Raw genomic sequence first — 11,906 nt, 5'->3', positions numbered from 1 at the left:
GCGGTAACTGAAGATGACCCAGATTCAAGGGGGCGTGCACATGCCATGGCCAGAGTGAGTACGTAGAGGTGTGTGAGGGGAGAGAATCGTTTCTGTGACCCTCTCTCCCCGACTCCCGTTCTTCGTCTACGGCACCCTGCGCCCCGGCGAGCCCAACCACGACGCCTTCCTGCGCGGCCGCACGCACTCGGAGGAACCGGGGCGGCTCACGGGAGCCGTGCTGTACGACGGCCCGGGCTATCCGTACGCCGTGGAGGAGCGGGGCGGGGTGGTCAGCGGAGAGCTCGTCACCGCGCTGCCGGAGGCGTACCCGCAACTGCTCGTCGCCCTCGACCGGTTGGAGGAGTACGCCCCGGGCGACCCGCGCAACCTCTACGAACGCGTCGAGCGCGAGGTCGTCCGGGATGCCGACGGCACGACCGTACGGGCCTGGGTGTACGTCGCCGCGCCCGCCGTCGTCGGACGACTGCGGGCGCGCGGCAAGCTGATCGAGAGCGGGGACTGGCGGGACGCGCTCCGCTGAGAGGGCCGCGACCAGGTAGTGCCCCGATGTGTCGTCGGTCGGCTGCGGCGCCGTTGTGGCCGGTCGCGCCCGCGCGGCGGAGCCGCATATTCAATGCAGCCCCGCGCCCCTTTGGGGCGCTACGGCTTGACCGTCTCCAGGCGTACCGCACACGCCTTGAACTCCGGCATCCGTGACGTCGGGTCCAGTGCCGGGTTGGTCAGGGTGTTGGCGCGGCCCTCGCCCGGCCAGTGGAACGGCATGAAGACGGTGTCGGGGCGGATGCCGGTCGTGATGCGGGCGGGGGCCACCGCGCGGCCCCGGCGGGAGACCACGGCCACCGGGTCGCCCTCGGCCGCGCCGAGCCGTGCCGCCAGCCGGGGGTGCAGCTCCACGAACGGGCCCGGCGCGGCGGCGTTCAACTCGTCGACGCGGCGGGTCTGGGCGCCGGACTGATACTGGGCGACGACGCGGCCGGTGGTCAGCAGCACCGGGTACTCGTCGTCGGGTTCCTCGGCGACCGCGCGGTGCGAGACGGGGACGAACCGGGCCCGGCCGTCCGGCGTGGCGAAACGGTCGAGGAAGAGGCGGGGCGTGCCGGGGTGGATGCCACCGGCGGCCTCCTCGTCCTGGGCCGGGTCGTCGTCCCCGGTGGTCGTGTCCAGGGAGGCGTCCTCGGAGTCGTCGGACGCGTCCGGGGCACCCTGCGGCGCCGGGCACGGCCAGAACACCCCGTTCTCCTCCGCCAGCCGGCGGTAGGTGATACCCGAGTAGTCCGCAGCCCCGCCCGCGCTCGCCCGGCGCAGCTCCTCGAAGACCTCCTCGGGGTCGGTCGGGAAACCCTTCTCCAGGCCCTGCCCGCCGCCCAGCCGCGCCGCGAGCTCGTGCATGACCTCCAGGTCGCTGCGGACGCCCTCGGGCGGGGTGATCGCCTGCCGGCGCAGCAGGACCCGGCCCTCCAGGTTGGTCGTCGTGCCCGTCTCCTCCGCCCACTGGGTGACCGGCAGGACGACGTCCGCGAGGGCCGCCGTCTCCGACAGCACGACGTCGCACACCGCCAGGAAGTCCAGGGACTTGATGCGCTCCTCGATGTGCGCGGCGCGCGGCGCCGACACGACCGGGTTGGAGCCCATCAGCAGCAGCGACTTGATGTCCGTGCCGAGGGCGTCCAGGAGTTCGTACGCACTGCGCCCCGGCCCGGGCAGGCTGTCCGGGTCCACGCCCCACACCTCGGCCACGTGCCGCCGCGCCGCCGGGTCGTCCAGCTTGCGGTAGCCGGGCAACTGGTCGGCCTTCTGGCCGTGTTCGCGCCCGCCCTGCCCGTTGCCCTGCCCGGTCAGACAGCCGTAGCCACTCAGCGGGCGTCCCGCGCGGCCCGTCGCGAGACACAGGTTGATCCACGCGCCGACCGTGTCCGTGCCTTTGGACTGCTGCTCGGGCCCGCGCGCGGTCAGCACCATCGCGTGCTCCGGCTCGCAGAACAGCCGTACGGCCTCCCGAAGTTGGGGAACGGACACCCCCGTGATCCGCTCCACGTACTCCGGCCAGTGCGCCATCGCGGCGGCCCGGGCGTCCTCCCAGCCGGCCGTGCGCTCCTGGACGTACTCCTCGTCCACCCGGCCCTCGGCGACGACCAGGTGCAGCAGGCCGAGGGCCAGCGCGAGGTCGGTGCCCGGCCGGGGCATCAGGTGCAGGTCGGCCTGCTCGGCGGTCTTGGTGCGGCGCGGGTCGATGACGATGAGGGTGCCGCCGTTCTCCTTCAGCTCGGTGAAGAAGCGCAGCGACGGCGGCATCGTCTCCGCGAGGTTCGAGCCGACGAGAATCACACAGCCCGTCTTCGGGATGTCCTCCAGGGGGAAGGGGAGCCCCCGGTCCAGCCCGAACGCCTTCATGCCGGCCGCCGCGGCCGACGACATGCAGAAGCGGCCGTTGTAGTCGATCTGCGAGGTGCCGAGCACGATCCGGGCGAACTTGCCGAGGCTGTACGCCTTCTCGTTCGTCAGGCCGCCCCCGCCGAAGACCCCGCACGCGTCCGGGCCATGTTCCGTACGCGTGCGTGCCAGGCCCTCGGCGATGCGGTCCAGCGCCTCGTCCCAGGTGGCGGGCACGAGCTCGCCTCCGGAGCGTACCAACGGGGACGTCAGGCGGACGCTCGACGCCAGCACCGCCGGAGCCGTCCGGCCCTTGCCGCACAGGGCTCCCCGGTTCACCGGGAAGTCCGTGCGCTCGACCACCGCGACACCCCCGTCCTGCAGGGGCGTGAGGTTCATTCCGCACTGCAGGGCGCAGTACGGGCAGTGCGTGGGCGTCGCGGAGTTCGGCATACCGTCCAGCGTGAGTCGGGCGTGTTACGTCCGGGACGGCTCCCTGTTACGCGGCCGGGACGGTGACCTCCCCGTCGCCGCCCGGCCGCGGTGAGGGCGCGAGCCCTCCGCTCTGAGTCGCCGCCGCCCGGTACTGAGGTTGCCGCCGTTGCCGAAGTCGCCCCACGTGTCTCATCTCGTACCGTAGTTGGCTGATTACAACTGGTTGAGAGTTGAAGGGGCGCGGCTACAGTCCCAAGTGAGTCGCTGAGAGTTCCGCTGCGAGTGCCGCGATGGGCTGTCGTTCGTCCGCGGCAACGTTGTGGCTGGTCGCACAGTTCCCCGCGCCCCTTGGGGGCGTTGTCCCACCGTAGTCACATGCGCACGGGCGCTCAGCGCATCGCATCTCCGCACGGCGTTCGACATATCGGTAAACCTCGCCCCTCGCGGCGAACCGTCCATCGAAACAGCCCGCCAGGAGGTCCCCCGACCATGCAACCGCGCCCTCCCGGCCCCCTGGGCCACCTCACCCCCCGCGACCAGCACCTCTTCTGGCAGTACGGCCGCGGCCCTCTCGTCTCCGTCCCCGACCCGCTGATCCACCGCGCCGTCGAACGGCAGGCGGCGGCCACCCCGTACGCCGTCGCCGCCGAACATCAGGGCGCCCGCATCACCTACAGCGAACTCGACCGCCACGCCGACGCCCTCGCCGCCCGCCTCGCCCGCGAGGGCGTACGCCCCGGTGACCACGTCGGACTCTTCGTACGCCGCTCGATCCCGATGCTCGTCGGCCTGCTCGGCATCCTGAAGGCGGGTGCCGCCTACGTCCCCCAGGACATCGGCCTCGCGCCCGGGAACCAGCTCGCCCATGTCATCCGTACCGCCCGTACCCGCGTCGTCCTCACGGCCGCCGAGCACGCCCACCGCGTACCGCTGCCCGACGGCCACCTGATGATCACGCTGGACGCGCCCCAGCCGTACGCCCCGGGACCGCGCGTCCCGACAGGGCCCGACGACGGCTGCTACGTCCTGTTCACCTCCGGCACCACCGGCCGCCCCAACGGCGTGAAGGTCACCCACCGCAACGTTGCCAACATCCTCCTCACCGCACCCGGCGACCTCGGCATCCGCCCCGGCGACCGGGTGGCGCACCTCCTCAACGTCGCCTTCGACATGGCCGCCTGGGAGATCCTCGGCTGCCTCGCCCACGGCGGCACCCTCGTCATCCGCGGCAAGGACATCGCGGCGGCCGCCCGCACGGCCCACGTGCTGATCGCGACCCCGACCGTGCTGTCCGGCATCGACCCGGCGGCCTGCCCGCGCGTCCGCACGGTCGCGGTCGCCGGAGAGCCCTGCCCCCGCCCGCTCGCCGACCGCTGGGCCCGGCACGCCGCCTTCCACAACTGCTGCGGTCCGACCGAGACGACCATCGTCAACACGATGCACCGCCACCACCCGTCCCACCCGCTGCTCACCATCGGCCGCCCGACCCCCAACAACACGGTCTACGTCCTCGACGCCGACCGCCGCCCCCTGCCCATCGGCGAGGTGGGGGAGATGTGGGCGGGCGGCGACTGCGTCTCGGCCGGCTATCTGGGCAACGACGCCCTCAACGCCGAGCGCTACGCCCCGGACCCCTTCCTCGGCGCCGGCCACCGCATGTTCCGCACCCGCGACCTCGGCCGCTGGACCCCCGGCGGCGAACTGGAGCACCTCGGCCGCACCGACGACCAGGTCAAGGTGCGCGGCTTCCGGGTCGAGCTCGACTCCGTGTCCTCGGTGCTGGAGTCGGTGGCGGGCTGCCTGCGCGCGGTGACCCTGCGACGCGACGCCCGCACCCTCGTCTCCTTCGTCTGCCCGGCCGACGTCGACCCGGAGACGGCCCGGCGGGCGGTGGCGGAGACGCTGCCCTACTACTGCGTGCCCGAGAGTGTCATGCCCCTGACGTCACTGCCCGAGACCGACCGCGGCAAGATCGACAAGCAGGCGCTGCTGCGGATGGCGGAAGAGCGGAGGACGGAAGAGCGGCCGGTGCAGGAGCGGACGGCGGTGGCGCGATGACGACGGCACCCCTGCGGGACACAGCCGAACTCCCGCCGCTCACCGCCCCGGTGAGACGACTCCTGAAGCACCCGCGGCTGATGCACTACAACCGGCTGGCGGGATCGGTGATCGCCGTCAACCTGTTCTTCTTGTACGTCAGTTGGCGACCGTCCGCCCAGACGCTCGCCCACGCGTCCCTGGCCAACCTCGCCCTCGCCGTCCTGGTCCGCCAGCAGTACGTCATCAACCTCTTCTTCCGGCTGGCGACATCGGCCCCGACGACCTGGCCGCTGAAGATCCGCTGGACCCTGGGCAAGGTGTACCACTTCGGCGGACTGCACGTGGGCGGGGCGCTGGCGGGCACGGGCTGGTTCCTGGCGCTGACGCTCACGACGACCGACCCGGCTCTCCTGGTCGTGGGCTGGACCCTGATCACCCTCCTCGCGGTCGTCGTCGTCACCGCCCTGCCCCCCTTCCGCTCCCGCCACCACGACCACTTCGAGAAGATCCACCGCTTCGGCGGCTGGACGGCCCTGGTCCTGTTCTGGACGCACACCCTGCTGTCGTCGTCCGGCCCCGTTCCTCTGATCGTGCTCGCGATCGTCACCTTCAGTGTGGCCCTGCCCTGGCTGCGGCTGCGCAAGGTCGACGTCCGCCTCGAACGGCCCTCCCCGCACGTCGTCCTGGCCCGCTTCGACCACGGCGAGACGCCCTTCGCGGGCTCCTCGACGGCGATCAGCCGCAGCCCGCTGAAGGAGTGGCACTCCTTCGCCAACGTCCCGGCCCCCGGCGAGTCCGGCTTCCGGCTCACCATCTCGCGCGCCGGGGACTGGACGGGCTCGTTCATCGACGACCTGCCGGACCGGGTGTGGGTGAAGGGCATCACCACGGCCGGCGTCGCCAACATCGAGACGCTCTTCAAGAAGGTGGTCTACGTCGCCACCGGCAGCGGCATCGGCCCCTGCCTGCCCCACCTGCTCGCCGCCGAGGTCCCCGCCCGCCTGGTCTGGGCGACCCGCGACCCCCGCTCGACCTACGGCGACGCCCTGATCGACGAGATCCTCGCCGTCCAGCCGCACGCCCTGATCTGGGACACCTCCCGGCACGGCAAGCCCGACATGGTCCGGCTCGCCTACGAGGCGTACCGCGACTTCGGGGCCGAGGCGGTCATCTGCATCTCCAACAAGAAGCTCACCTGGCAGGTGGTGCACGGCCTGGAGCGGCGCGGGATTCCGGCGTACGGCGCGATCTGGGACTCGTAACCCTGGAGCAACCCTTGAGCAACCCTGGAGGGGACCCATGAACAACCTCAAGATCGAGCGCGACGGCCGTGTCGTCACCGTCCGCCTGCACCGGCCGCACGTCCTGAACGCGCTGAGCGGCGAGCTGCTCGCCGAACTCCTCGACGCACTCCGTCCGTTGGACGAGGACCCCGAGGCCGGCTGCTTCGTCGTCACCGGCTCCGAACGGGTCTTCGCGGCGGGCGCCGACATCAAGGAGATGGCCGGGAAGTCGGCGGTCGAGATGGCGGCCGAGGACTACTTCGCGGGATGGGAGGAGTTCGCGGACCTCCGCACGCCGAAGATCGCGGCCGTGAACGGCCATGCGCTCGGCGGCGGTTGCGAGCTGGCGATGATGTGCGACCTGGTCATCGCGGGCGAGTCGGCGGTCTTCGGCCAGCCGGAGATCAAGCTGGGCGTGATCCCCGGCATCGGCGGCACCCAGCGCCTGACCCGCCTGATCGGCCGGGCCAAGGCGATGGACCTGATCCTCACCGGCCGCACGATGGACGCACGGGAGGCGGGAAGCTGCGGTCTCGTCTCCCGGGTGGTCCCGGACGACCAGGTCCTGCCGGAGGCCCTTCAGGCGGCCGCGACGATCGCCTCGTACGGCCGCGCGGCGGTCACAGCGGCCCGCGAGTGCGTGGACCGGGCCCTCGAAACCGGCCTCCGCGACGGCATCCGCTTCGAACGCCGCGTCTTCCACGCCCTGTTCGCGACCGAGGACCAGAAGGAGGGCATGAGCGCGTTCCTGGAGAAACGAGCCCCGCGTTTCACCGGGCGCTGACCACTCCGCCGGGAGTGCCGCGACTACGAGAGCGCGTGATCTGTCGTCGACCGGCTGCGGCGCCGTTGTGGCTGGTCGCGCCGCGGCGGAGCCGCATGTTCAATACAGCCCCGCGCCCCTCAGCGGCGTTGCCGCGCCGCATCCGGCATGGTCACGGTCGCTTGGCCAGCGCTTCCCGGACTCCCGTTTCCTTCCGCCCCAGGAACCGGGGGTCCGGTTCGAAGGCGGCGTCCAGGGCTGCTTTGCCGGCGGCGAAGAGTTCCCGGGTGCCGCCGTAGTACCAGGTGGCGTTGTATCGGGCGTCGATGCCTACGGCGAATGACGTCCTGTTCGGCCCCCGCGTTTCACCGGGCGCTGGCCAGCGCTTCCCGGACTCCCGTTTCCTTCCGTCCCAGGAACCGGGGGTCCGGTTCGAAGGCGGCGTCCAGGGCTGCTTTGCCGGCGGCGAAGAGTTCCCGGGTGCCGCCGTAGTACCAGGTGGCGTCGTGTTTGGCGTCGACGCCTACGCCGTACGACGTGACGCCCGCCTCCTGGCACAGTGCGACCGCGCGCCGGATGTGGAAGCCCTGGCTGATGAGGACCGCCTCGTCGACGCCGAAGATCTTCTTGGCGCGGACGCAGGAGTCCCAGGTGTCGAAGCCGGCGTAGTCGCTGACGATGCGCGAGTCGGGTACGCCGTGCCGGGTCAGATACGCGCGCATGGCGTCCGGCTCGTCGTAGTCCTCCCGGCTGTTGTCACCGGTGACGAGGACCACCTCGATCCGGCCCTCGCGGTAGAGCTTCGCCGCCGCGTCCAGCCGGTGGGCGAGGTACGGGGACGGCTCGCCGTCCCACAGTCCGGCGCCGAAGACGACGGCGACGTCGGTGCGCGGCACGTCGGCCGCGGTCCGCAGCCGGTCACCGGTCACGACGTACATCCAGGTGGCCGGCAGCAGCGCGAGCACACACCCGAGCATCACGGCCTGCACCAGCCGCCGCTGCCCCGTGCGGGTGCGCGGCAGACGTGGTCGGCGCAGCTTCGGTCGGCGCATCGGACGGTCCCTCCCCGGTCGGCTCATCGCCTGTTCTCGACAGTCAGGGACGTTCCGTAAGCGCCCACGGTTCGCTGACCACGACGTGACCAGGTTCACTCCGTCCGATGAACCCGCAGGTCAAGCCACCTCACACGGCTCAGGAACCCTGCGGTGAACCCGGTGTAAACACCTGTTATCCACGCGCAACGGGGAGGCAACGTCCCGCCCTCACCATCGATCCATGACGGCGTCGAACCCTCCTCGCGACGAGTCCACGACCCTCCCCGGCCCGGGGGCCCACCTCGACAGTACGGCGCACCTCATGAACCGGATCAGCAGCCAGCTCGCCAGCCAGCTCAGCCTCGTCTCGCTCGACGGCAGGCGCCGCCCCCAACCGCCCGCCCTCGTCGTCGTGGCCCACGGCAGCCGCGACCCGCGCGCCCTGAGCACCGTACGCGCGCTCCTCGGCAAGGTCCGCGAGCTGCGCCCCACCCTGCCGGTCCACCTCGGCCACATCGAGCTGAACGAGCCCCTGCTCCCCGACACCCTCGCCTCCCTGGGCGCCCGCGAGGCGATCCTCGTCCCGCTCCTCCTCAGCCGCGGCTACCACATCAAGCGGGACATCCCCGAGATGGCCGCCGAGTCGGAGGTACGCGCACGCGTGGCCGGCGCGCTCGGCCCGCACCCCCTGCTGGTCGACGCCCTGCACGCCCGCCTGGTCGAGGCGGGCTGGCGCACCCGTATGGACGACTCCACCCGCCGCAGCAGCGCGGTGGTCCTGGCGGCGGCCGGCTCCCGCGACCCCGAGTCCAAGGTCGACACCGCCCGCACGGCCCAGCTCCTCGCCGACCGCCTGGGCGTCCCGGTCGTACCGGCGTACGCGACGACGGCGGCCCCCACGGTTCCGGACGCGCTGCGCGAACTGGCGGCCCGAGGCCGCACGAGGGTGGCCGTGGCCTCGTACTTCACCGCCCCCGGCCGCTTCGCGACGGAGTGCGCGCAGGCCGCCCCGTGGATCGCCTCGGCCCCGCTGGGCACCCACCCCGCGATGGCGAGCCTGCTCCTCCACCGCTACGACCAGATGCTGACGACCCCGGTCACGACCACACCTGAACTGGCGTCCGCTTGACACGCCGGGGAGGGAGACGCCCTGAAGGGGCGCGGGGAACTGCGCGACCAGCCCCCACCAACCCGCGCCCGCAAGGCACCATGACCCGGCAGACGACTGGGCGCAACACACCCCTCCGTTTGTCAGTGTCTGCCCTTACTGTCGAGACATGGAAGGCACCGCTCAGGAACAACACGAGAACCACATCCCACCCCTCGGCTACGACCCCACGTCAGTGGAACGCTGGGCCCCCGAACCCGACAAACGCCCAGGCCGCACAGCCTTCCAACGCGACCGCGCCCGCGTATTGCACTCCGCAGCCCTGCGAAGGCTCGCCGGCAAGACCCAGGTGGTGACACCGGGTACGCACAGCCAGGCGTGGGACCCCAGCCCCCGCACCCGCCTCACCCACTCCCTGGAGTGTGCCCAGGTCGGCCGGGAGCTCGGCGCGGCCCTCGGCTGCGACCCGGACCTCGTGGAAGCCGCCTGCCTCTCGCACGACCTCGGCCACCCCCCGTTCGGCCACAACGGCGAAGTCGCGCTGAACGAATTCGCCGAGGACTGCGGCGGCTTCGAGGGCAACGCCCAGTCCCTGAGGCTCCTCACCCGTATCGAACCCAAGCGGTTCACCCCGGAGGGCTCGGTCGGCCTCAACCTCACCCGCGCCGCCCTCGACGCCGCCACCAAGTACCCCTGGCCCCGCGGCGCCCACCCCACCGACCCCGCCTCCCCGAAGTTCGGTGTCTACGAGGACGACCGCCCCGTCTTCGACTGGGTGCGCAAGGACGCCCCCGGCGCCCGCACCACCTTCGAGGCCCAGGTCATGGACTGGTCCGACGACGTGGCGTACTCGGTGCACGACGTCGAGGACGGCCTGCACGCCGGTCACATCGACCCCAACCTCCTGCACGCCGAGCCCGAACGCCAGGCGGTCTTCGCGGTGGCCATCGGGCGGTACGTCCCCCAGGGCACCGACCCCGCCGAACTCGCCGCCGCCCTCGACCGGCTCCAGGAAGAACCGTGGTGGCCGCACGGCTACGACGGCTCGGCCGTCGCCCAGGCCCGCCTCAAGGACGCCACCAGCCAGCTCATCGGCCGGTTCTGCCTGGCCGCGGAGAACGCCACCCGCGCGTCGTTCGGCGACGGCCGGCTCACCCGCTACGGCGCCGAACTCGTCGTACCGCGCGAGACCCGCCTGGAGTGCGCGGTCCTCAAGGCCGTCGCCGACCGGTACGTCATGCAGCGCGCCGAGCAGGAGCGGCTCCGCGCCGACCAGCGCATCGTGGTCGCCGAACTGGCCGACGCGCTCACCGCCCGCGCACCCGACGGGCTGGACCCCCAGTTCCGGGCCCTGTTCGACGCGGCCCCCGACGACCGCGCCCGCAAGCGCGTGATCGTCGACCAGATCGCGTCCCTCACGGACGCGTCCGCCCGGTCACTGCACGCGCGCCTGACGGGTCACTCGTGAGAAGGCCGGGGCATGAGTGACGTGAAACGAACCCGAGTGTGACACTCCGTGGCCTGATCGGGTCACCCCCTCTTCCCGCATCACGCTGCGTGCGGGACGCTCGCATGTGGCGGCACCCTTACGAGGAGGCAACAAGTGGTCGACGCGGATCAGACATTCGTCATCGTCGGAGGAGGACTCGCCGGCGCGAAGGCGGCCGAGACGCTCCGCGCGGAGGGCTTCACCGGGCGGGTGATACTGATCTGCGACGAGCGCGACCACCCGTACGAGCGCCCGCCCCTGTCCAAGGGCTATCTCCTCGGCAAGGAGGAGCGCGACAGCGTCTTCGTGCACGAACCCGCCTGGTACGCGCGCAACGACATCGAGCTGCACCTCGGCCAGACCGTCGACGCGATCGACCGAGGGGCGAAGACCGTGCGGTTCGGCGAGGACGGCACCGTCGTCCACTACGACAAGCTCCTGCTGGCCACCGGCGCCGAACCCCGCCGCCTGGACATCCCCGGCACGGACCTGGCCGGCGTCCACCACCTGCGCCGCCTCGCGCACGCCGAGCGCCTCAAGGGCGTCCTGACCTCCCTCGGCCGCGACAACGGGCACATCGTGATCGCCGGCGCCGGCTGGATCGGCCTGGAGATCGCCGCGGCGGCCCGCGAGTACGGCGCGGAGGTCACCGTCGTCGAGCACAACCCGACCCCGCTGCACCACGTCCTCGGCCCCGAGCTCGGGGGACTCTTCGCCGAGCTGCACCGCGAGCACGGGGTGCGCTTCCACTTCGGCCGACGGCTGACGGAGATCGTCGGCCAGGACGGCATGGTGCTGGCGGCCCGGACCGACGACGGCGAGGAGCACCCGGCGCACGACGTCCTCGCGGCGATCGGAGCGGCGCCGCGGGTCGCTCTCGCGGAGGCGGCCGGGCTGGAGATCGCCGACCGTGCGTACGGCGGCGGTGTCGTGGTCGACGAACACCTGCGCACCTCCGACCCGGACATCTACGCCGCCGGCGACGCGGCGTCCTTCCCGCACGCCCTCTTCGACACCCGGGTGCGCGTCGAGCACTGGGCCAACGCGCTGAACGGCGGCCCGGCGGCGGCCCGGGCGATGCTGGGGCAGGACGTCACCTACGACCGGGTGCCCTATTTCTTCTCCGACCAGTACGACCTGGGGATGGAGTACAGCGGGTGGGCGCCGCCGGGGACGTACGACGAAGTGGTGATCCGCGGGGACGCCGGGAAGCGGGAGTTCATCGCGTTCTGGCTGAAGGAGAACCGGGTGCTCGCCGGGATGAACGTGAATGTGTGGGACGTCACAGAGCCGATCCAGCGGCTGATTCGCTCCCAGGCGCAGGTGAACACGGAGGCGCTGGCGGACCCGCATGTGCCGCTGGACAGCCTCGTCCCGTAGC

The 11,906-nt window shown here is 71.9% G+C and carries 9 protein-coding genes; 7 read left to right on the top strand and 2 right to left on the bottom strand.

All coding sequences use genetic code 11. The features are described from left to right. The first annotated feature begins 94 nt into the window (after positions 1-94). Positions 95-523: a gamma-glutamylcyclotransferase family protein gene (locus ACIBU0_RS16575; RefSeq protein ID WP_398818044.1), complete on the top strand. Its 429-nt coding sequence runs from the start codon at positions 95-97 to the stop codon at positions 521-523. Between the two features lie 119 nt (positions 524-642). Here ACIBU0_RS16575 and ACIBU0_RS16570 read toward each other — a convergent pair whose 3' ends face one another. Then, complete coding sequence (locus tag ACIBU0_RS16570; protein WP_398818041.1) at positions 643-2,826, bottom strand: molybdopterin oxidoreductase family protein; 2,184 nt, start codon at positions 2,824-2,826, stop codon at positions 643-645. A 471-nt stretch (positions 2,827-3,297) separates the two neighbouring features. On the opposite strand from ACIBU0_RS16570, the gene ACIBU0_RS16565 reads away from it, so the two are divergent. From ACIBU0_RS16565 to ACIBU0_RS16555, 3 genes are read left to right on the top strand one after another with little or no spacing between them, the layout of a single operon-like run. Continuing rightward, on the top strand, positions 3,298-4,866 hold the full coding sequence (locus ACIBU0_RS16565) for an amino acid adenylation domain-containing protein (protein WP_398818039.1): 1,569 nt from the start codon (positions 3,298-3,300) through the stop codon (positions 4,864-4,866). Further along, entirely contained in the window at positions 4,863-6,110 is a 1,248-nt protein-coding gene (locus ACIBU0_RS16560) for a hypothetical protein (RefSeq protein ID WP_398818037.1), read from the top strand. The genes ACIBU0_RS16565 and ACIBU0_RS16560 overlap by 4 nt, the downstream gene beginning before the upstream one ends. Before the next feature lie 37 nt (positions 6,111-6,147). After that, positions 6,148-6,915 carry an enoyl-CoA hydratase-related protein gene (locus ACIBU0_RS16555; protein ID WP_398818034.1) on the top strand — a complete coding sequence of 256 codons (768 nt, stop codon included), beginning with the start codon at positions 6,148-6,150 and terminating at the stop codon, positions 6,913-6,915. A gap of 344 nt (positions 6,916-7,259) precedes the next feature. Here the strand turns inward: ACIBU0_RS16555 and ACIBU0_RS16550 are convergent, their stop codons facing one another. Further along, positions 7,260-7,946: a vancomycin high temperature exclusion protein gene (locus ACIBU0_RS16550; protein WP_398818032.1), complete on the bottom strand. Its 687-nt coding sequence runs from the start codon at positions 7,944-7,946 to the stop codon at positions 7,260-7,262. Positions 7,947-8,169: 223 nt separating this feature from the next. Here ACIBU0_RS16550 and ACIBU0_RS16545 point away from each other — a divergent pair, with 223 nt between their 5' ends. The 3 genes from ACIBU0_RS16545 to ACIBU0_RS16535 all read left to right on the top strand — a co-directional run bounded on the left by ACIBU0_RS16545 (position 8,170) and on the right by ACIBU0_RS16535 (position 11,905). Continuing rightward, a complete protein-coding gene (locus ACIBU0_RS16545) occupies positions 8,170-9,057 on the top strand; it encodes a sirohydrochlorin chelatase (RefSeq protein WP_398818029.1) in 888 nt (295 codons plus the stop codon). 148 nt (positions 9,058-9,205) lie between these two features. Beyond that, positions 9,206-10,504, top strand: coding sequence for a deoxyguanosinetriphosphate triphosphohydrolase (locus tag ACIBU0_RS16540; RefSeq protein ID WP_398818026.1), 1,299 nt, complete (start codon positions 9,206-9,208; stop codon positions 10,502-10,504). Positions 10,505-10,639: 135 nt separating this feature from the next. After that, positions 10,640-11,905, top strand: a complete 1,266-nt coding sequence (locus tag ACIBU0_RS16535) for an NAD(P)/FAD-dependent oxidoreductase (RefSeq protein WP_398818023.1) — start codon at positions 10,640-10,642, stop codon at positions 11,903-11,905. Position 11,906: the final 1 nt, after the last annotated feature.

The organism is Streptomyces sp. NPDC049627, from assembly GCF_044465645.1.
GTDB lineage: Bacteria > Actinomycetota > Actinomycetes > Streptomycetales > Streptomycetaceae > Streptomyces.
This window is presented reverse-complemented; position numbering and strand designations above follow the sequence as displayed.